The organism is Neisseria sp. 83E34, assembly GCF_001308015.1.
GTDB lineage: Bacteria > Pseudomonadota > Gammaproteobacteria > Burkholderiales > Neisseriaceae > Neisseria.
The window spans coordinates 81,773-102,729 of sequence record NZ_LGYH01000008.1 but is presented as its reverse complement, the minus strand read 5'-3'; the positions used below and the strand labels follow the sequence as shown (position 1 = coordinate 102,729).

Here is a 20,957-nt window from a genome sequence, read left to right as displayed (position 1 = left end):
ATATGGAAAAAGTCATTATCACCGGCCATAGCCGGGGATTGGGAAAAGCCTTAACTCAATACTATCTGGATAAGAATTGCACCGTTTTTGGCTTGTCGCGCAATCTTTTAAAAGAATGCCTGTCTGAAAACTTGCAGCAGCAAGCAATTGATTTGTCAGATAGTCAGGCATTGAATATATGGCTGGAGCAGGGCGTTTTGGCTCATTTTATAAGCAGTACCAAACATATTGTGTTAATTAATAATGCTGGCACAACCTCACCGAACGCTATATTATGCAAACAAAATGCTGCAGACATTATGCAGGCTGTTGCGCTCAATATCACCGCGCCCTTATTGCTCGCCAACCATCTTGCATCGCACAAACCAACCGATGCCTGTCTGAAAATTATCCATATCTCAAGCGGAGCGGGCAGAAATGCCTATCCGGGCTGGAGTGTGTACGGCGCCACCAAAGCCGCGCTTGATCATCATGCACAATGTGTCAATATTGAAGCCAATCCGAATATACGTGCCTTATCCATTGCCCCCGGCGTGGTCGATACTGATATGCAGGCAGCCATCCGCGCTTCTGATGCCGATCATTTTCCGATGCTGCAACGATTCCTCGACTTAAAAAAACAGGGCGGCTTGAGTTCTTCGAAAGAAACTGCCGCCAAAATAGCCGGCATCATTGAGGATGAACGCTTTGAATTGGAAGCAATATGTGATGTAAGGCAATATTCTTAAAAAACATTTTCAGACAGGCCTATGCCTGTCTGAAAACTTTTATGCTATATAGTTCTGAATACAGCAACATTTTAAGGCGTTGAAAAGCATAGTGATAAAACACATATTTCATGTCACAGCAAAACAAATAAATAACGCAGAGTAAATTATGAAACAAGATTTCCAAGCCACCTTGAAAGCGCTGGGCAAACAAGCCAAACAAGAAGCCGAAGCCAAAGCCAAGCAAGAAAAAGCAGCCCGCAAACAAGCAGCCGAAGAAGTGGATTTCGCCAAAATGATGAGCGACGTTAAACCCTTAAAAGGTCAAAACCGCTATATTCCTCCACGGGATAATTCGCCCATCAAGCCGCGCAAACACAACGAAACCGAACTTGAAGAAGAAAACTACTTTTATGTAGGGGAAGGGCAATGGTTGGAAGTGCCCGATAAATTCAGTAAAAACGGGCAGGGCAGCAACGATATCAAGCGCTTGCAAAGCGGCCATTATCCGGTTGTTGCCGATGTCGACTTACACGGTTACACACAGGAAGAAGCGCAGCAAGTGCTGAATGAATTTATCGAATTTACCAAAAAGCGCGGCGTGTGCGGCGAAATTGTTCACGGCAGCGGCTTAGGTTCTTCAGGTTACCAGTCCGTTCTTAAAAACTTAGTGAGGCGTTGGCTGATGCAGCACCCCGACGTGCTGGCCTATGTAGAACCGCGTAAAGGAAATGACGGAGCGGTCAGGTTTTTATTGAAACGCCAATGGCGCGGCCAAGATGAAAAAAGCGGCCGGTAAAGCATTTCGCCTTTAACTTTTTTAACATTGGCAGGCAAGATTACAAGCGGCACGCACAAGCTTCTTATTCGATTCGTTTTCGAAGATTTTAAGACTCGGCATGATTTTAATCTTTCAAATTTTCATTTTGAAATGTTCCAATACGAACACCAAAGAAAGAATAATAGAATTAAAATGCCAAAAATTTGTTTTAAGGCAAATTAAGCTGTTTGCCATACAAGATGATTGCTGTTAGCATTCAGAAATACGCTTATATCTAAATATAATACAATGGAATATCCCAGCAAGCTGCTATACAATAAGCCTGTCTGAAACCATTGTTTTATTTAGATAAAATACAAGTAACGGTTGCTTTTACATTTTGAAATTCTTCTTACTTTTTCGAAAACGAAAATATTAAGATTCGATAATTTAACAAGCTTCTTTAATTAACTCAACTGAAAGGGATTGTCATTATGTCCACCCAAATTCAAGACGTTGATCCTATTGAAACTCAGGAATGGTTAGACGCATTAAGCTCTGTTCTGGAACACGAAGGTACCGAACGCGCACATTTCCTCTTGCAAAATCTGGTGAAATACACCCGCCGCCGCGGTGTGCACATGCCGTTTGACGCAACTACCGCTTATCTGAACACCATTCCGGTAGGCAAAGAGCAGAAATCTCCGGGTAATCACGAATTGGAGCACCGTATCCGTTCTATCATCCGTTGGAATGCTGCTGCAATGGTATTGCGCGCAGGTAAAAAAGATTTAGAGCTGGGTGGTCATATTGCTTCTTTCCAATCAGCCGCTACTTTGTACGACGTGGGCTTCAACCACTTTTGGCATGCCAAAGGCAAAGACGGCGTAGAAGGCGATTTGGTATTCATCCAAGGCCACTCTGCGCCTGGTATCTATGCACGCGCATTTGTGGAAGGCCGTTTAACAGAAGACCAACTGAACAATTTCCGTCAAGAAGCAGACTCAGATGGCCTGTCTTCCTACCCCCACCCTTATCTGATGCCTGATTTCTGGCAATTCCCAACCGTATCTATGGGTTTGGGCCCGTTAATGGCGATTTATCAGGCACGTTTCCTGAAATACCTTGAGTCGCGCGGCTTAACCAAAACCAAAGGCCGCAAAGTATGGGTATTCTGCGGCGACGGCGAAATGGACGAACCGGAAAGCCAAGGCGCGATTTCACTGGCTGCCCGCGAAGGTTTGGACAACCTGATTTTCGTCATCAACTGTAACTTGCAACGCTTGGACGGCCCGGTACGCGGTAACGGCAAAATCATCCAAGAGCTGGAAGGTAACTTCCGCGGCGCAGGTTGGAACGTATTGAAAGTGATTTGGGGCGGTCGTTGGGACGGCTTGTTGGCCAACGACACCAACAACGCTCTGAAACAGCGCATGAACGAATGTTTGGACGGTGACTACCAAACTTATAAATCCAAAGACGGTGCTTACGTACGCGAACATTTCTTCAATACGCCCGAATTAAAAGCTATGGTAGCCAATATGTCGGATGAAGAAATCTGGGCCTTAAACCGAGGCGGTCACGACCCGCACAAAGTTTACGCAGCTTACTACGAAGCCGTAAACAATCCTGACGGCCGTCCGACCGTGATTTTGGCTAAGACCATTAAAGGCTACGGTATGGGTGCTTCAGGTGAAGGCCAAAATATTGCCCACCAAGCCAAAAAAATGGACGTGGCTTCTCTGAAACAATTCCGTACCCGTTTCGGCATTCCGGTAACCGACGAGCAAATCGAAAGCGGCGACCTGCCTTACTACCGTTTCCCCGAAGACAGCCCGGAAATGCAATACCTGCGTGAGCGCCGCAATGCTTTGGGCGGCTATCTGCCACAACGTAATCCGAATAACGAAGCTTTACCGATTCCTGCTTTGGAAACATTCGACGCACAGCTTGAATCAAGCGGCGACCGTGAGTTTTCTACCACCATGGCATTCGTACGTATTCTGTCAACCTTGTTGAAAGACAAGCAAATCGGCAAACGCATCGTACCGATTGTACCTGATGAAAGCCGTACCTTTGGTATGGAAGGCATGTTCCGCCAATACGGTATCTGGAACCCGAAAGGCCAGCAATATACGCCGCAAGATAAAGACCAACTGATGTTCTACAAAGAATCGGTTGACGGTCAGATTCTGCAAGAAGGTATTAACGAACCCGGTGCAATGGCAGACTGGATTGCAGCAGCAACAAGCTATGCAAACAGCCGCTACGCCATGATTCCGTTCTATATCTATTACTCAATGTTCGGCTTCCAACGCATCGGCGATTTGGCTTGGGCAGCAGGCGATATGCGTGCGCGCGGCTTCTTGGTGGGCGGTACCGCTGGCCGTACGACTTTGAACGGCGAAGGCCTGCAACACGAAGACGGCCACAGCCAAGTTCAAGCCGACCTGATTCCGAACTGTATGAGCTATGATCCGACCTTCCAATACGAGCTGGCCGTAATCGTTCAAGACGGTTTGCGCCGCATGTATGTGAATCAGGAAGATGTGTTCTACTATCTGACCGTGATGAACGAAAACTACGTACATCCCGCCATGCCGCAACGCGAAGGTATTGAAGAAGAAATCCTGAAAGGTATGTATCTGTTCAAAGCCGGCGGAGAAAGCGATAAGAAAGTCCAACTGATGGGTTCCGGCACGATTCTGACCGAAGTAATTAAAGCAGCTGAACTGCTGAAAAAAGACTTTGGTGTAGAAGCCGATGTTTGGTCTTGCCCGTCATTCAACTTGCTGCACCGCGACGCTATGAAAGTTGAACGTCATAACCGTCTGCATCCTTTGCAAGAACAAAAACTGCCGTTTGTTACCCAGCAGCTGCAAGGCCATGAAGGCCCGGTTGTTGCCGCTACCGACTATATCCGCGGCTTTGCCGAGCGCATCCGTGCCTACATTCCAAACGATTTCCATGTTTTGGGCACCGACGGTTTCGGCCGCAGCGACTCACGCGCCAACCTGCGCCGCTTCTTCGAGGTAGATAGCTACAACATCGTTGTTACTGCCTTAAATGCTTTGGCCGACCAAGGCAAAATTGAAAAAGTGGTTGTACAGCAGGCTATTGAGAAATACGGCATCAAAACCGACACTGTGCCCAGCTGGGAGCGTTAAACAGTGGTTTTCAGACAGGCATTATTATAGGCCTGTCTGAAAAAAGGATTTTGAATGGTTCTAACAAAATAATTAAGTTGCGAACCTTGCTTCACAACTAAATTAAAGGATAAGCACGATGAGTCAAATCGTAGAAATCAAAGTACCCGACATTGGCGGCCACGAGAATGTGGATGTCATTGCGGTAGAAGTAAAAGCCGGCGATACCATTGCCGTAGATGATGCCCTGATTACTTTAGAAACCGATAAAGCCACCATGGATGTGCCTGCCGACACCGCAGGCGTGGTGAAAGAAGTGAAAGTAAAAGTGGGCGATAAAGTATCGGAAGGCAGCGTGATTGTGTTGGTTGAAGCCACCGGCGCCACCGAATCCGCACCCGCTAAAGAGGCTGCACCTGCACCAGCCCAACAAGCTGCGCCTGTTGCATCAGCCGGCGGCAGTGTGGTTAAGGTAGAAGTGCCTGATATCGGCGGACATGACAATGTTGATGTGATTGCGGTGGAAGTGAAAGCCGGCGATACCATCTCTGTGGATGACACGCTGATTACTTTGGAAACCGACAAAGCAACGATGGATGTGCCGTCAACCGCGGCCGGTGTGGTTAAAGCTGTTCACATCAAAGTAGGCGACAAAGTTTCCCAAGGCACCATTATTGTTGACGTTGAAGCTGCCGGAAGTGCTGCTCCTGCCGCTGCCCCTGTTGAACAGAAAACCGAAGAGAAAAAAGCCGAACCGGCTCCTGCCGCCGCACCGGCTGCTGCCTCACCTGCGCCGCAAACCGCTTCTTCACCGGTTGCCGCATTTGGCAACACCCCTGTTAACGAAGCTGCTTTTGCCAAAGCGCACGCAGGCCCGTCTGCCCGTAAACTGGCACGCGAATTAGGCGTGGATTTAGGCTTGGTAAAAGGCACCGGCTTGAAAGGCCGTATTGTTGGTGATGACATTAAAGCCTTCGTTAAAGCTGCCATGCAAGGCGGTGCGGGCAAGGCTGCTCCGGCAGCGCCTTCTCTGGGCGGCGGTTTGGACTTGTTGCCATGGCCGAAAGTTGATTTCAGCAAATTCGGCGAAATCGAAGTGAAAGAGCTTTCGCGTATCAAGAAAATTTCCGGTCAAAACCTGTCGCGTAACTGGGTGATGATTCCGCACGTTACCGTAAATGACGAAGCAGATATGACCGATCTGGAAGAATTCCGCAAACAGCTGAATAAAGAATGGGAACGCGAAGGTGTGAAACTGTCACCGTTGGCGTTTATCATCAAAGCTTCCGTAACCGCTTTGAAAGCTTTCCCGGAATTCAACGCTTCCTTAGACGGCGACAATCTGGTATTGAAAAAATACTACAATATCGGCTTCGCAGCCGACACGCCTAACGGCTTGGTTGTACCGGTAATTAAAGATGCCGATAAGAAAGGTTTGAAAGAAATTTCTCAAGACCTAACCGAGCTGAGCAAAAAAGCCCGCGAAGGCAAGCTCAAACCCAACGAAATGCAAGGTGCAACCTTTACCATTTCCAGCTTGGGCGGTATCGGCGGTACCGGTTTCACTCCGATTGTGAATGCGCCTGAAGTGGCTATTTTGGGTGTGTGCAAATCGCAAATGAAACCGGTGTGGAACGGTTCCGGCTTTGAACCCCGCCTGATGTGTCCGTTGAGCTTGTCATTCGACCACCGCGTGATTGATGGCGCGGCCGGTATGCGCTTTACCGTGTTCTTGGCAAGTCTGTTAAAAGATTTCCGCCGCATTACACTGTAACGCTGTTCAGACAGGCATTCAAACAATGCCTGTCTGAAAAAATTACCGAAGGAACCGGTAGAATGCCGGTTGCTTTCCAGAAAGGTTTATAAGAATGAGCTTAATCGAACTCAAAGTGCCCGATATCGGCGGGCATGAAAATGTAGACATTATCGCCGTAGAAATCAAAGCGGGTGACACGATTGCCTTGGAAGACACGCTGATTACTTTGGAAACCGACAAAGCCACCATGGATGTACCGGCCGAATCTGCCGGCGTGGTAAAAGAAGTGAAAGTAAAAGTGGGAGACAAAATTTCCGAAGGCGGCGTGATTGCCGTTATCGAAGCAGCAGCTTTGGCTGAAGCCCCAAAAACTGAAAGCAAGCCGGAAACGGCACAAGAAGCACCAAAAGCAGCCGCACCGGCACCGCAAGCAGCGCAATTCAGCGGTGCTTCTGATGCGGAATACGATGTCGTAGTATTAGGCGGCGGCCCGGGCGGCTATTCGGCTGCTTTTGCTGCGGCCGACGAAGGCTTGAAAGTTGCCATTATCGAACAATACAGCACCTTGGGCGGCGTATGTTTGAATGTGGGTTGTATTCCGTCTAAAGCCTTGTTGCACAATGCAGCGGTAATGGATGAAGTGCACCACCTGAAAGCCAACGGTATTTCTTATCCCGAACCGGAAGTAGATATCGACATGCTGCGCGCATACAAAGACAAAGTCATCGGCAAATTAACCGGCGGCTTGGCAGGTATGGCGAAGGCCCGAAAAGTCGACATCATTCAGGGTTTTGGTAAATTTTTAGATGCGAATCACATTGAAGTTGCATTAACCGAAAGCCGGGAATACGAACAAGCCACACAAACCGGCAGCAAAAAAGTAGTAGCATTTAAAAACTGTATTATCGCAGTCGGCAGCCGTGTCGTGAACCTGCCGTTTATTCCGCAAGACCCACGCATTGTCGATTCCACCGGTGCTTTGGCGCTGAAAGAAATCCCGCAAAAAATGCTGATTATCGGCGGCGGCATTATCGGCTTGGAAATGGGTACGGTATACAGCACTTTAGGCGCCCGCTTGGATGTGGTGGAAATGATGGACGGCCTGATGCAGGGTGCTGACCGTGATTTGGTAAAAGTTTGGCAAAAACTAAACGAATATCGCTTCGACAACATCATGATCAACACCAAAACCGTAGCAGTGGATGCAAAAGAAGACGGCATTTATGTGAGCTTTGAAGGTGAAAACGCACCTAAAGAGCCGCAGCGCTACGATTTGGTGCTAGTTGCCGCGGGCCGTGCGCCGAACGGTAAATTGATTGATGCCGAGAAAGCCGGCGTAATTGTGACCGACCGAGGCTTTATCGAAGTTGACAAACAAATGCGCACCAATGTGCCGAACATCTATGCCATCGGCGATGTGGTTGGCCAACCGATGTTGGCGCATAAAGCCGTACACGAAGGTCATGTGGCGGCTGAGAATTGCGCGGGGCACAAAGCTTATTTCGATGTCCGTGTGATTCCGGGCGTGGCCTACACGTCGCCCGAAGTGGCATGGGTAGGCGTAACCGAAACTTCCGCCAAAGAAGACGGCCTGAAAATCACCAAAGCCGTGTTCCCGTGGGCTGCATCAGGCCGCGCCATTGCCAACGGTTGCGATCAAGGCTTCACCAAGCTGATTTTTGATGCAGACAGCGGCAAGATTATCGGCGGCAGCATCGTCGGCCCGAACGGCGGCGACATGATCGGCGAAATTTGCTTGGCGATTGAGATGGGTTGTGATGCGGCAGACATCGGCAAAACCATTCATCCACACCCGACTCTAGGTGAAAGCATTGGTATGGCTGCTGAAGTGGCATTGGGTGTTTGCACCGATTTGCCGCCTCAGAAAAAGAAAAAATAAGCCTGCTGGCTTGTTTAGAAAGGCTGTCTGAAACTGTTCAGGCAGCCTTTTTGCTATAGTCAATCAACACATTTTTGATACAAGGCAGCAAGCCTAAGACAGTACAAATGTGGGACGGAACTGATTTTGTTGCTGCTTCAAATGCTTACAAAATTGTTCACTTTGAGCTAAGGCGCAGCAACGCTGTAACAAAAGTTAAATGGATTAACTATAGTTTAGCAATGCCTGTCTGAAACCACTTTTTCAGACAGGCACCATTAACTTCCCAAATTAACCTGAATATTATTTTTTACGCAAATCTACCAAACGGGTACCGGCAAGGAAGTCGTATAAAAACTGGCGGTCTGCATTAAATAATGCAAAACCCCAAGGCAATATCCACCAGAAAAGGGCGGCACCGAATGCGGGTTTGGGTGGAATCCCCCAACCATGCAGTGCAGAATAGGCAAGCAGCGGAATGAATACGATAAACACACAAGCCCACATAAAGCGCAGGCGCAAGCGCGAGGTGTGCGGCTGATTGCCTGACTGGTCGGCAAGGCCGATATGCCAAGTACGCATAGGCAAGGTTTGGCCTTGTTTAAGCCAGTTGAGTTTGAAATAAAACCACCAACCCACCAGCATAATCAGGCTAACAGCAATTTGGGAAAGCAGCGGCGAAATCGGGTTGAGTAACATAGACGCTAGCCCGGCAGGCAGCCCAAGCGCCACGGTGATAGCGGCGGCCAATAAGCCTTCGTAGAGCAGGGAGGCAAGGCGGCGTTTGAGGGAAACGGTGGATGAATGGGGCATGGTCTTGCTCATTTAATAAAAGATGAAAAATGTGATTGTGCGGTTTGCAACATAATATTTAACGCATCGTCAGACTGACAGGGATCGATAAGCGTGTCGGTTGGCAATTTGCGCAACCAGGTTATTTGGCGTTTTGCAAGTTGGCGGGTAGCAACTATGCCTTTTTCAACAAATGTTTCGTAATCGGTTTCCCCTGCTAGATAATCCCATGCCTGTCTGTAACCCACGCAGCGCATGGAAGGCATATCTGCTGTTAGGCTAGGGTAGGCCGCTTGCAGCGCTTTCACTTCATCTGTGAAGCCTTGTTTCAGCATCATGTGAAAGCGCAAAGCAATATTTTCATGCAGCCGCTTTCTGTTTTCAGGAAACAGTGCAACCGCATGTATATCGAGAGGAACGGTATAAGCAGCTTGTTCTGCAAAATGTTCGCTTAAGGGCTTGCCGGTAAGCATCCACACTTCCAAAGCGCGTTCGATGCGCTGGCTGTCGGTAGGTTCCAAGCGTTGTGCGGTAGCCGGGTCAACTTCCTGCAAGCGTTGATAAAGGTGTGCTAATCCGCGGCTTTGTTTATCTTGCTGCAATTGCGTGCGCACCGCATCATCTGCTTCCGGCAAATCATTCAGGCCATTAACCAGCGCGTGGTAATACATCATGGTGCCGCCCACAATCAGCGGCAGATTTCCCCGCTTGTGAATTTCGTTACACAAGCGCAGGCAATCTGACACAAACTCTGCCGCGCTGTAGCTTTCCAGCGGCGAAATAATATCGATTAAATGATGAGGCACTTGGGCCAATTCTTCCGCAGAAGGCTTGGCCGTGCCGATATTCATATCCCGATAAACCAGCGCCGAATCAAGGCTGATGATTTCCACCGGCAAATGCTCTGCCAGCCTTAAAGCAAGGCTGGTTTTACCGCTGGCTGTTGGGCCTAAGATAGCAAGTGCTTTGGAAAAGTTCATAGGTTAGGATCTTTTAGCGGAAAGGACATAAATCTACAAAGCTTTCTACAAAGCTGTCGTTTTTGTTAAAGCAGGTCAGCGGAGCAGCAACCACGAAAATCGGCATAAGAGCTGCCACACCCAGGCTTTTACCAATATGCACTTTCTCACGCGAGTGACTACTTGAAACCGTTGCTTTGATAGGCGTTTTTAAAGCATGTTGAGCCAAAAGTTCATTTCTATTACTCAGGTCGATTAATTGGCCACGGCTTCGGAAACGGACTTCAATGATTTGGTTCCCTTCACGCCAATCGAGATGACTCTGTTTTATTTGCGTTAATAAAACCGGCTTGGGCGCTTTAGGTTGGGACACAGCAACGTCGCTATCCAAATTTTCAAATTGTTTTAAATCGGAATAATCACTTTTTTGCGCATCTAAATAAACATTGTAGTTAATCATAAACATTGTAGTTAATCATAAACATTGTAGTTAATCAGCGCACTGTTAGAAGCGCTATAACTGATATCCGTATTGGTAAGCACGATATGGTTCAGGTGGTTTGATTTCAAAAATGCGGAAAATGCTTTGTTTTCATAAAACAGATATTCATTGCGCTCCCCGATAACGTAAATATGATTCAACCCGTTTTTACTGTTTATATAAAAACCGATTAAGTTTTCATCCGGCTCTTTTTTGGTAACGGTTTCCATCGAAGTAATGCAGCCCGACTAGAAAACCGCCGCGACAATAGCGGAAAATAAAGCTTTCATTTTCGATCACCTCTATAAATCAAAGCTCAACCAGCGGCTCATTGAGCGCTTTTTCCACGGATTTAATCAAATCTTTAACCGGTATGGTAAACACACCCGCATCGCCCGCTTCCCAATCCTGTTTCCACAATTCATAACCTTCGGAAATATCCGGCAGATCAGTTTTTTCTTGTTCTTCCAATTTGGTTACACTTGATTTAAGCGAACCTTCGGAAACAGGCACATGGGGCAGGGTGGTTTGAATGCCTCCTGCAATATGTGGGTTTTTCAACGCCAAATTGTCAATATAAATATGAAATATTTTTCTTTGTTTCTCACCTTGGGTATCGGAATCGACTTTCACGATGTATAAGCGGGAATTTTGCTCGTTTGCGCGCTGTCGGTATTGCCAGACTTGACCTACTGCAAATTCTTGCGCAACGGCGCTTAGCGGCAGCAAGCAGCAGAGTAATGCGGAAATTTTTTTAATCATATGTATATTCCTAAATAAATGAGTAAGCAAATAGGCCGCAATGCCTGTCTGAACGGATTGGTTTTATTTTCAGACAGGCATTACTGCCCCCTTAAAAACAAAGCATCTAATTCCTTCAATGTAAGCTTAACCCAAGTAGGGCGGCCGTGGTTGCATTGATTACTGCGTGGCGTATTTTCCATATCGCGCAGCAGAGCGTTCATTTCGGGCAAAGTAAGCTGACGGCCGGCTCTGATAGAGCCGTGGCAAGCCATTGTGGAAAGAATTTGGTTTTCTCTTGCTTCAACGGCCTGCGAAGCACCTACTTGTGCAAACTCGCGCAGCATGTCGCGGGCAAGCTCTGCCACATCAGATTTACCGAGCATTTGCGGCACGGCACGGACGGCTATGGTGTTGCTGCCCATTGCGGATAAATCCAAGCCGAATCCGCGCAATGCTTCGCCGTGGTCGGTGAGCGCTGCCATTTCTTCATGGCTGGCGGCAAAGGTTACCGGAATCAGCAAAGATTGGCTGGGCAGGCTGCTATTTTGCTCGCGTGCCGCTTTCATTTTTTCATAATTCACGCGTTCGGCGGCAGCATGCATATCAATCAGCAGCAAACTGTCTTCTGCTTGTGCAAGGATATAAATGCCTAATAATTGTGCAATGGCAAAACCTAATGGCGGTAACTCACTATTATTTTCACTTGCTGCCTGATGCCTGTCTGAAAAGGTTTCAGACAGGCATTCCGTCTGCTCCAAAGGAAAACGGCTTTGCTCGAATGCTGCCAGTTCAATATCGTGTTCAGGTGTTTTGCGGTAGAGTTCGGCATAAGTATCCATAGCTGCGCGGCTTTCCCGCAAGCTAAGGTTGCGTTGTTGCGGTGAACGGGAAGCGGGTGTGTAAGAAACCGGGGATGATTTGACAGAAGATTCACTTGTTTCAGAATGCTTTTCAGAGGCAACGCCAAGCATATCATGCAGAATTGCCCCCGCATTGCCCACGCTCTCGGTTTGGTCGGCGCGGGTGGCCGCTAAAGTTTTATTCAGAGTATGGAACACAAGCTGGTGGACGGCCTGGCTGTCTCGAAAACGGATTTCGGTTTTGGTAGGGTGCACATTAACGTCCACCATCTCCGGCGGCAGCTCAAGAAACAGCACGAAAGCAGGCGTGAGCGCGTTGTGCAACACATCGCGGTAAGCCTGTTTCACAGCATGCAGCATCACTTTATCGCGCACAAAGCGGCGGTTAACAAAACAATATTGCCGATCGGTTTTGCCTTTGGCAAAAGTGGGTTTGGAAATCAAACCATGCAGGCGTACAAGCCCTTGGCCGCTGTCGGTAGGCAAAGAAGCTGCTTTAAATTCTTCACCCAAAATTGCGCAAACACGCTCTTCAAGGCTTTGTGGCGGTAGTTTGAAAATGCTTTTACCATTGTGTTTCAAGGAAAAACCGATTTCAGGATGCGCCAAAGCCAAGCGCTCAACGGTGTTGGCGCAATGCGCGTATTCCGTATTTTCAGATTTGAGAAACTTGCGCCGTGCGGGCGTGTTAAAAAATAAATCCGCCACTTCCACTGTGGTGCCGGTAGGGTGGGCAGCTGCGCGACCACTTTCCAATTTGCCATCAATAGCACGGATTTCCGAAGCATGCGCAGCATCTTCCCGGCGGCTGGTCAGCGTAAGCCTCGACACGGAAGCGATACTGGCCAAACCTTCTCCGCGAAAACCCATACTGGCAACATGTTCCAAATCATTTAAAGTGGCAATTTTGCTGGTAGCATGGCGGTGAAGCGCAAGATTGATGTCCTCTGCATGAATACCGAAGCCGTTATCCGTTACACGAATCAACTTGATGCCGCCCGAAGCCAATTCGATTTGAATCTCACTTGCCCCTGCATCAATGCTGTTTTCAACAATTTCTTTCAAAGCGTTGGCCGGACGCTCCACCACTTCGCCGGCGGCGATTTGATTAATCAGATGGTCGGGCAGGGCGGCAATGCGTTTCATGGGCGTATCCATAAATTTTCAGACAAACATCATTATATAGCAATCATAGCTGAGCCGGTTTCGCTATATAATTCGTTTATTTGCAAAACGGAGCCAACCCATGAACCAGCAGTTGCTCGGATTCTACTTCTTACCCCTCGGCGTATTGCTGATGGGCGCCGCCGCCTTGTGGCAAATGTATGTAGTGATGTCGGAAAGTTACAGCTTAAACCGCTTTAAGGAAGACAAACAACGCTTGGGCGCCGCCATAGCCATGTTTTTCAGCTTTTCATTAGCAATCTATATCTTGTGCCCCAATGCCCGAAAAAAAGGCCTGATTTTCCTGATGTTAGGGATTGTAGGCGCAACATTGTATATCTTAGGCAAAATGTGGTTACCGTGGAAAAATGCTTAGAGGTAATAATGAGCGTGGCAGGAAACATGTTAACCGACGCTGCCAATACCGATTTAGATAACCATCAAGGCCATGGCTGGTTTATCGCAGCTATTATTTCCCATAATCATAATTATGTTAAATTTTATATCTAGAGTTGATTCAATACGTTCGAAATTAAGTGCCCTATTTTAATCACTAATAACCTTTACCTAGTATCACTGATAAATAATGCCCTGATGCTTCAGCCAACCGTCTGGGTGCCGTTTGGCCGGATCATGATGTGTCCAATGAATAACGCCGCCTTGTTCGCTCCATTCATATTCGCCGTAAAAACCAACGGTATCGCCTTTTTTCAAACCTTTAATTTTTGGGGCTAAGTCGATATTGTGCGCAACGAGTAACGTTTGTCCACTGCTTAGTTCGAGGATGAAGCGTTGATGGCGAGAGCCTTTATTATCATCAGGCAATGTTTTTTTCACTGTACCACTACCTTCGATTTGCAGATTGCTTTGACGGTTTTGATAGGCTTGCTGCAGAAGCTGTTCGAAATTTTGGTTGTTTTGAACGGTGGTTTGTTGGCCATGCGGTTGGCTCAAACTTGTATTTGGTTCAGATTGCTGATTGGTTTTGTTGAAATGCTGCCAGCCGAAAACGGCAATGGCAGCGATGGCTAGGATAAGGATTTTGTTTTTATTCATTTTTTAGACAGGCATTAGCGTTTGTATTTTAAATCGTAGCGGATATCTTTCATCACACTGGCTAAGTTGTGGTCGAGCACTTCTTTTACTAATCCGGGTGTTTCTTTGGCAAGGGTTTCTTGGATTTGGTATGTGAGCACTGCGGTTTGTTTCTGCACCGCTGTGCGTATCATGCCGGAAACGGCGTCAGTTAGGTGTGGTAATAATTTTGCTGTAAGGCGCTCCAGCAATTCTTTTTCAGACAGGCATGTAACTGGCTGTTTGGGCGCGACTTGAGGATTGATCACATTGATGCTGACCGGAATATTTTCAGCGGAAATCGGCGGCGTGTCTTTATCGAAAAATTCTTTTTGTTCAATAGTTTGTTCGCCCCTAATCTGGCGTTTGGGATTGAGCCAAACGGTATGCGTGCTTTCAATGGCGCTTTCTTCGGCATCACCTTGCAAAGCTGCTTGTGCGGCTATCCAGTCTTCTTGTAATAAAACGGCAGCATCTTCTACGGGCTGCTCGGCAGAAAACTCCGCGTTGATTTCTTCTTGCCATTCCCGCAGATATTCTTGCAAAGCCCGTTCACGTGCTTCGGTTTGTGCAAGATTTTTCATGGCAGGTTGCGGGCGGATCGCACTGCTGACTTGACGTGCGCCGCCTGAAAGTGGCTGACCGCTGTTTTGACGACGCAACTGCTCGAGTTTACGTTCCCATTCTTCCTGCTGGCCTTGCGGAAGATTTTGATGTGTCGGGTTGAATCTTTGATTGTTCATTCTTTTTGCTTTCTTTGCTGGCATTTGAAGGCTTATAATCGGTGCCCTATTTTATCAGATTATTTTCTAAGGAAACATGATGAACAGCTTGGAACAAAGGATTGAATTTTTAGAAGAAGCCAATGAAGTGGTGCGTATGCAAAACCGCGTATTGTCTACGGCTTTAAAGGGGCTTATCCGCGCCCTGCCGGCCGATATGGCGCAAGATGCGGTCGAATCCATCCAACTGGCGTTTGAAGATGCTTTGGCTGAGTTGAGCTATGAAGACAGCCCGCATATTGATTTGTTTCATGATGTAACTTATTCTTTCTTTAGAGAAAAAGAGCATTAACCTTTTTAGAGTACATATGCCTGCCTGAAAAAATGTCACTTTATGTAAAGTCATGATAAAATGCCCAATTCGATAGAATCATTTATCTGGCTCTTCCTACTATTATTTATTTTCTGAAACAGGATCACGATCATGAATATGAAAAAATGGCTTGCCGCTACACTAATGTGTTCGGCTTTGGTATTGGGCGGCTGCGGCGGACAAGGCCAAAGTGGCGGACAAAAAGCGGATAAGGTTTACCGTGTGGCCATGAATGCGGAATTTGCGCCGTTTGAATCGTTGGATGCCCAAAATAATGTGGAAGGTTTTGACGTTGATCTGATGAATGCGATGGCTGCGGCAGGTAATTTCAAAGTGGAATACAAGCATCAACCATGGGATAGCCTGTTTGCCGCTTTGGGCAACGGTGATGTGGATATTTTGGCTTCCGCTATCACTATTACCGATGAACGCAAACAAAGCATGTCGTTTACCGATCCTTATTACAAAATTACCCAAGTGATTCTGGTACCGCAAGGTAAAAACATTAAAAATGTTGATGATTTGAAAAAAGCCAATAAGGTAGGCGTGATTACCGGCCAAACCGGAGATTTTGTTATTTCCAAGATGTTGGGCAAAGACAGCGCGAAGATTGCGCGTTTCGATACATTGCCTTTGGTAATCAAAGAGATGGAAAGCGGCGGCTTGGATGCTGTGGTTACAGATAGCGCGGTAGTCGGCAATTATCTGAAACATAATGCCAACAAAGGCTTTACTGTGGTAGAAGCACCTGATTTCACTGAAGAAAATTATGGTTTCGCCGTGCGTAAAAACGATGAAGAAACGCTCAAAATGCTGAATGATTCGTTGAAAAAAGTGCGTGAAAGCGGTGAATACGAAAAAATCGAAAGCAAATATTTTGCCAAATAAGCTTTTGCATCATTTTTTAATTTGAAGCAGAATGCCTGTCTGAAACATTCAGACAGGCATTATTTATCAACTCATCTATTTTTCTCAAATTATGCTCAGTTACCGCCACGCCTTCCATGCAGGAAACCATGCCGACATACTCAAACATTTTACGCTTTGGCTGGTATTGGATTATTTCAATAAAAAAGATAAGCCTTATTGGTATATCGATACGCATAGCGGCGCCGGTGTATATAACCTTGCCGGAGAGCAGGCTCAGAAAGTGGGGGAGTACCGGCAAGGAATTGCCCTTTTACGCGCAGCTTCTGGCTTGCCCGAAACATTGCAGCAATTTAATGCCTGTCTGAAAAACCTATTGCCTGATGAAAATCTTTATTGCGGCTCCCCGTTTTTGGCAGCAGCGACTTTGCGCGAGAGCGATAAAATGCGCTTGTTTGAATTACATCCGGCAGATTTTGAACTTCTGCAGAATAATATTCGGGAATGGAAACTGGGCAGGCGCTGCATCGCCAAGAAAGAAAACGGCTATCAAGGTTTAATCACCCTGTTGCCGCCCCCTACGCGCCGCGCTGTGGTATTAATTGACCCGCCTTATGAAGAAAAACAGGATTACGAGCGCGTAGTAAAAACGCTGAAAGAAGCGCAGAAACGCTTTGCGGAAGGCTGCTATATCGTTTGGTACCCTTGCCTATCCCGCGAGGAAAGTCGGAAATTGCCGCAGACCCTGATGAAACTTTCACCGGAAAACTATTTAAATGCACAGCTTCATGTACACGCGCCGCGGGCTGATGGTTTCGGTATGCACGGCAGCGGCATGTTTGTGATTAACCCGCCCTACCTTTTGGCCAAACAGCTCGCAGATACTTTGCCGGCGTTGTGCGAACTTTTAAAGCAAGATAATCAGGCGCGATTTGAATTGGATTATCGGATTGCATAATCTTAAAATGCCTGTCTGAAAACTAAATTTCTTTGAGGCATAGTTCATTTGAAGGCGATCCGATTACTTTTCAAATTTCAAACCAAAATGCAGGTAGCTTCGCTCGGTGGCCATACGACCGCGGGGAGTGCGCTGCAAAAAGCCTTGCTGGATCAGATAGGGCTCAATCACATCTTCGATTGTGTCGGTGCTTTCGCCTATGGCAGCCGCCACATTATCCAGTCCGACCGGGCCGCCACCGAATTTATGCAAGATAGCATCTAAAAATTTTCTATCCATCACATCCAACCCCTCGGCATCAACGTCTAACATGCTTAATGCGGCATCGGCTGTGGCTGCGGTGATTTTTCCGCCGCTTTTTACTTCGGCATAATCACGCACACGGCGTAGCAACCGGTTAGCAATACGCGGGGTGCCGCGGCTGCGTCGGGCGATTTCCATTGCGCCGGTGTCGTCGATATCCAATTGCAACAACGCGGCTGAACGGCCCACGATAACGGACAAATCTTCATTACGGTAAAATTCCAGCCGCGAAACGATACCAAAACGGTCACGTAAAGGATTGGTCAGCATACCTGCGCGAGTGGTGGCACCTACCAATGTAAACGGCGGCAAGTCGATTTTCACTGAGCGTGCGGCCGGGCCTTCGCCGATCATAATATCGAGCTGGTAATCTTCCAACGCGGGGTACAGAATTTCTTCTACCACCGGGCTTAGTCGGTGGATTTCGTCGATAAACAATACATCGTGCGGCTCAAGATTGGTAAGCAGCGCAGCCAAATCCCCTGCCCGCTCGAGCACCGGCCCGCTGGTTTGGCGCAGGTTCACGCCCAATTCGCGCGCAATGATATGCGCCAATGTGGTTTTACCCAAACCCGGCGGGCCAAACAGCAATGTGTGGTCAAGCGCTTCGCCGCGCTTTTTGGCCGCTTGAATAAAGATTTCCAGCTGCTCTTTGGCTTTTTCCTGACCGATATAGTCGGCCAGCGCTTTAGGGCGCAATGCGCGTTCGAGCTGTTCTTCTTGGGCGGAAAGGGTTTTCGGTGTAATCACGCGCTCGCTTCGTGCAGCGGTGAGATTATCGGTTTGCAGCATAGTGAGTGTTTCTGTTTAAAATGCAGGCTGTTATGATACCCGAAATCGGCAATGCCTGTCTGAAAGCTTTTTCAGACAGGCATTGATTGTATGTTCAGAGCAAAGGTGCGAGCAGGCGTACGCTGTTTTCTACCAACCCCCACCATTTGCTGCGCCGCTGCCATGCTTTTACCGTAACATAGCGGCTCTGGCTGAGATACTGCCGCTGCAACGCGGCCACTTCTTCAGTGGTTTTTTCATCATAAATCGCCAGACTGATTTCCAGATTGAGAAAAAAGCTGCGCATATCCATATTGACTGTGCCGAATAAGGTGTAGTCTTCGTCGATAGTCAGCGTTTTTGCATGCAGCAAACCGCCTTCAAACAAAGCTATTTTCACACCTGCGTTGAGCAGCATCGGGTAATAAGCTCGGGAAGCATAGCGCACCATCATGGAATCTACTTTGGCCGGCAGCACTAAAGTGACGTCCACCCCGCGCTTGGCGGCTACTACCAACGCGGTGAGCAGCGGGTCATCCGGCACAAAATACGGCGTGGTAATCACGATTTTCCGGGTTGCTGCGTAAATCACGCTGATGATGGTATCGTAAATCACGCGCTGCGCTTGGTCGGGCGCGGAAGGAATAACCTGCACCACAACCGTGCCCGCCTGTATTTTCTGCGGCAACAGCCCGGTTACAATGCTGCTGTGTTCCGTGATGTATTGCTGTACTTCAGACAAGCTTTCGTCACCTTCCACTGCCACATCTGCATAAAACACCGCCATCATTTCCAACACCATCGGCCCGCTGCAACGCATCATCACATCCACCCACTCTCCCACACCGGAACCTTGCTTGAAAAAGCGCGGGTCAACCAAATTGAAGCTGCCGGTATAGCCGATTTTTTTATCGATAATCATAATCTTACGGTGATTGCGTAAATCACTGCGGGTAAAAAACGTGCGCAAAACACCTACCGGCAAAGCCACATGCACTTCTACTCCTGCATTTTTCAACTTATCCGGCCAGCTGCTGCCGAAAAAATCGGCACTGCCCACGGCATCTGCAAGAATCACACAATTGACACCGCGTTGTGCTGCATAAATCAGCTCATTGAGCATGCTCTCGATTTTGCCTTGCGGCTGGATAATGTAAAAAGCCAGCAAGCATGATTGTTGGGCCGAGCGGATATCTGCCAACATGGCATCTACAATATCATCGGTTGTGGAAAGCAGCGTCATAGCGTTGTTTCTGGTAGCGCCCATACCGGTGATATCTGCGGCCACTCTCGCAATACCACGGTAGCGCGGGCCGATTTCATTGGTGATGTCCAAATCACTATCGGCAAGGTGCTGCTCGACAAATTCGCCGTAAAAGCGGTTCATCTCTGCAGACCGCTTTGCCCGTGCCATCCCCAAACGCGGTTCTCCTACCAACATATAGGCAACCACGCCGAGAAGCGGAAACACAAACAATATAATCAGCCATGCAAATGCCGTGCCCGTATTACGCTGCGTATAAAGGACACGCACCATACAGGCAAGCGCCGCCGCCGCGTGCAGGAAAACCAGAACTTGTCCCCAAGATATTGACATCGCAAACCTTTTTGATCATAAATAAAACGGAGTTTAGCATACCACACAAACAAGGCTGCATTTCCATGGTGAATCAACTTAAAAATAGTACACTCGTCATATTTGGGCTTGACCCGAATATTTTTAAATTCGAAATAATGTTGGGAGATATTCGAGTCAAGCCCGAGTATGACGGCGCTGTTACTGTGTAAGTGGTTTAACGATATGCAAAGCGGAGTTGCATAATGCCTAAAACAATGCCTGTCTGAACACAGATTTCAGACAGGCATTGCCATCAAAGCATAGGATTAATGTTAAAAGGTATTTTTCAATTCTCTCAACGCTGCAAAAACAGCGGCGTCATCATTCAAAGTTTGGCCTGATAATTTTTCCACCTGCCTAATCAGAATCGTTTGGTCGGTACGTAAAAATGGGTTTACCGCTCGCTCATGGGCCAAGGTTACGGGCAAGGTAGGCAATTTGTCAGACACACGCAGCGCTTCTTTTACCGCCGTGTTGCCCGGTTCCACATATTCGGCAAAACATAAATCGGATGCGGTATATTCATGCGCGGGATAAAACAAAGTGTCGGGCGGCAAGCTGTTAAAGCGCTGGATGCTGTTAAACAGTTGCCCGATTGTGCCGGTAAACACGCGTCCGCAACCTGCGCTGAATAAAGTATCGCCGCAGAACACATGAAGCCTGTCTGAAAGCAGCAAAAGGTAAGCAAAATGCGTGGCCGTATGCCCGGGAACATGCCACACCTGCGCCTCTGTTCCGCAAAACACAACCTTGCCGCCCTCTTCGATTTTGTGCGTCACGCCTTGAATATCGGCATTGCCATACACTTCGCAATCGGGAAACGCCTTTAACAAGCCTTCGATGCCGCCCGTATGGTCATTATGATGATGGGTAATCCAAATTTGGCGCAATGTCAGATTATGCTGCTTGAGATAATCCAATACCGGCGCTGCATCACCCGGATCAACACACGCTGCATCCGAGCCGCATTGCAGCAGCCAAATATAGTTATCGTTAAAAGCAGGAATCGGGATAATCTGCATA

General features: G+C 47.7%; 20 protein-coding genes. 9 read left to right on the top strand and 11 right to left on the bottom strand.

The window, feature by feature from the left end:
* Window positions 1-2: 2 nt before the first annotated feature.
* The 5 genes from AKG09_RS09135 to lpdA all read left to right on the top strand — a co-directional run bounded on the left by AKG09_RS09135 (window position 3) and on the right by lpdA (window position 8,269).
* The gene (locus tag AKG09_RS09135) at window positions 3-728 is read left to right on the top strand and encodes an SDR family NAD(P)-dependent oxidoreductase (RefSeq protein WP_054619138.1); all 726 of its coding nucleotides are present in this window, start codon (window positions 3-5) and stop codon (window positions 726-728) included.
* Between the two features lie 148 nt (window positions 729-876).
* Window positions 877-1,506, top strand: coding sequence for a Smr/MutS family protein (locus AKG09_RS09130; protein ID WP_054619137.1), 630 nt, complete (start codon window positions 877-879; stop codon window positions 1,504-1,506).
* 455 nt (window positions 1,507-1,961) lie between these two features.
* Window positions 1,962-4,634 carry a pyruvate dehydrogenase (acetyl-transferring), homodimeric type gene (gene aceE, locus AKG09_RS09125; protein ID WP_054619136.1) on the top strand — a complete coding sequence of 891 codons (2,673 nt, stop codon included), beginning with the start codon at window positions 1,962-1,964 and terminating at the stop codon, window positions 4,632-4,634.
* A gap of 118 nt (window positions 4,635-4,752) precedes the next feature.
* Window positions 4,753-6,387 carry a dihydrolipoyllysine-residue acetyltransferase gene (gene aceF, locus AKG09_RS09120; RefSeq protein WP_054619135.1) on the top strand — a complete coding sequence of 545 codons (1,635 nt, stop codon included), beginning with the start codon at window positions 4,753-4,755 and terminating at the stop codon, window positions 6,385-6,387.
* A gap of 94 nt (window positions 6,388-6,481) precedes the next feature.
* Window positions 6,482-8,269 carry a dihydrolipoyl dehydrogenase gene (gene lpdA, locus AKG09_RS09115; protein ID WP_054619134.1) on the top strand — a complete coding sequence of 596 codons (1,788 nt, stop codon included), beginning with the start codon at window positions 6,482-6,484 and terminating at the stop codon, window positions 8,267-8,269.
* Between the two features lie 282 nt (window positions 8,270-8,551).
* Here the strand turns inward: lpdA and AKG09_RS09110 are convergent, their stop codons facing one another.
* The 6 genes from AKG09_RS09110 to mutL all read right to left on the bottom strand — a co-directional run bounded on the left by AKG09_RS09110 (window position 8,552) and on the right by mutL (window position 13,230).
* Complete coding sequence (locus AKG09_RS09110) at window positions 8,552-9,061, bottom strand: RDD family protein (protein ID WP_054619133.1); 510 nt, start codon at window positions 9,059-9,061, stop codon at window positions 8,552-8,554.
* Window positions 9,062-9,069: 8 nt separating this feature from the next.
* A complete protein-coding gene (miaA, locus tag AKG09_RS09105; protein ID WP_054619132.1) occupies window positions 9,070-10,020 on the bottom strand; it encodes a tRNA (adenosine(37)-N6)-dimethylallyltransferase MiaA in 951 nt (316 codons plus the stop codon).
* 13 nt (window positions 10,021-10,033) lie between these two features.
* On the bottom strand, window positions 10,034-10,459 hold the full coding sequence (locus AKG09_RS09100; RefSeq protein ID WP_156320831.1) for a hypothetical protein: 426 nt from the start codon (window positions 10,457-10,459) through the stop codon (window positions 10,034-10,036).
* Between the two features lie 11 nt (window positions 10,460-10,470).
* Window positions 10,471-10,710 carry a hypothetical protein gene (locus tag AKG09_RS09095; RefSeq protein ID WP_054619130.1) on the bottom strand — a complete coding sequence of 80 codons (240 nt, stop codon included), beginning with the start codon at window positions 10,708-10,710 and terminating at the stop codon, window positions 10,471-10,473.
* Window positions 10,711-10,789: 79 nt separating this feature from the next.
* Complete coding sequence (locus AKG09_RS09090) at window positions 10,790-11,242, bottom strand: hypothetical protein (protein WP_054619129.1); 453 nt, start codon at window positions 11,240-11,242, stop codon at window positions 10,790-10,792.
* A gap of 80 nt (window positions 11,243-11,322) precedes the next feature.
* A complete protein-coding gene (mutL, locus tag AKG09_RS09085) occupies window positions 11,323-13,230 on the bottom strand; it encodes a DNA mismatch repair endonuclease MutL (protein WP_054619128.1) in 1,908 nt (635 codons plus the stop codon).
* A 100-nt stretch (window positions 13,231-13,330) separates the two neighbouring features.
* On the opposite strand from mutL, the gene AKG09_RS09080 reads away from it, so the two are divergent.
* Entirely contained in the window at window positions 13,331-13,624 is a 294-nt protein-coding gene (locus AKG09_RS09080) for a hypothetical protein (protein WP_054619127.1), read from the top strand.
* 197 nt (window positions 13,625-13,821) lie between these two features.
* On the opposite strand, the gene AKG09_RS09075 is transcribed toward AKG09_RS09080, so the two are convergent.
* Both AKG09_RS09075 and AKG09_RS09070 read right to left on the bottom strand, forming a co-directional pair.
* Window positions 13,822-14,304 carry a DUF3465 domain-containing protein gene (locus AKG09_RS09075; RefSeq protein ID WP_054619126.1) on the bottom strand — a complete coding sequence of 161 codons (483 nt, stop codon included), beginning with the start codon at window positions 14,302-14,304 and terminating at the stop codon, window positions 13,822-13,824.
* Window positions 14,305-14,318: 14 nt separating this feature from the next.
* Window positions 14,319-15,065, bottom strand: a complete 747-nt coding sequence (locus AKG09_RS09070) for a hypothetical protein (RefSeq protein WP_054619125.1) — start codon at window positions 15,063-15,065, stop codon at window positions 14,319-14,321.
* 79 nt (window positions 15,066-15,144) lie between these two features.
* On the opposite strand from AKG09_RS09070, the gene AKG09_RS09065 reads away from it, so the two are divergent.
* From AKG09_RS09065 to AKG09_RS09055, 3 genes are all read left to right on the top strand, one after another.
* Complete coding sequence (locus tag AKG09_RS09065; RefSeq protein ID WP_054619124.1) at window positions 15,145-15,396, top strand: hypothetical protein; 252 nt, start codon at window positions 15,145-15,147, stop codon at window positions 15,394-15,396.
* Between the two features lie 132 nt (window positions 15,397-15,528).
* The gene (locus tag AKG09_RS09060) at window positions 15,529-16,305 is read left to right on the top strand and encodes a basic amino acid ABC transporter substrate-binding protein (RefSeq protein WP_054619123.1); all 777 of its coding nucleotides are present in this window, start codon (window positions 15,529-15,531) and stop codon (window positions 16,303-16,305) included.
* A gap of 91 nt (window positions 16,306-16,396) precedes the next feature.
* Window positions 16,397-17,242: a 23S rRNA (adenine(2030)-N(6))-methyltransferase RlmJ gene (locus AKG09_RS09055; protein ID WP_054619122.1), complete on the top strand. Its 846-nt coding sequence runs from the start codon at window positions 16,397-16,399 to the stop codon at window positions 17,240-17,242.
* A 63-nt stretch (window positions 17,243-17,305) separates the two neighbouring features.
* Here the strand turns inward: AKG09_RS09055 and ruvB are convergent, their stop codons facing one another.
* The 3 genes from ruvB to gloB all read right to left on the bottom strand — a co-directional run bounded on the left by ruvB (window position 17,306) and on the right by gloB (window position 20,956).
* Window positions 17,306-18,337: a Holliday junction branch migration DNA helicase RuvB gene (ruvB, locus tag AKG09_RS09050; RefSeq protein ID WP_054619121.1), complete on the bottom strand. Its 1,032-nt coding sequence runs from the start codon at window positions 18,335-18,337 to the stop codon at window positions 17,306-17,308.
* A gap of 94 nt (window positions 18,338-18,431) precedes the next feature.
* Window positions 18,432-19,913: a cardiolipin synthase gene (cls, locus tag AKG09_RS09045; RefSeq protein ID WP_054619120.1), complete on the bottom strand. Its 1,482-nt coding sequence runs from the start codon at window positions 19,911-19,913 to the stop codon at window positions 18,432-18,434.
* A 293-nt stretch (window positions 19,914-20,206) separates the two neighbouring features.
* Entirely contained in the window at window positions 20,207-20,956 is a 750-nt protein-coding gene (gene gloB / locus AKG09_RS09040) for a hydroxyacylglutathione hydrolase (RefSeq protein WP_054619119.1), read from the bottom strand.
* Between the last annotated feature and the right edge of the window lies 1 nt (window position 20,957).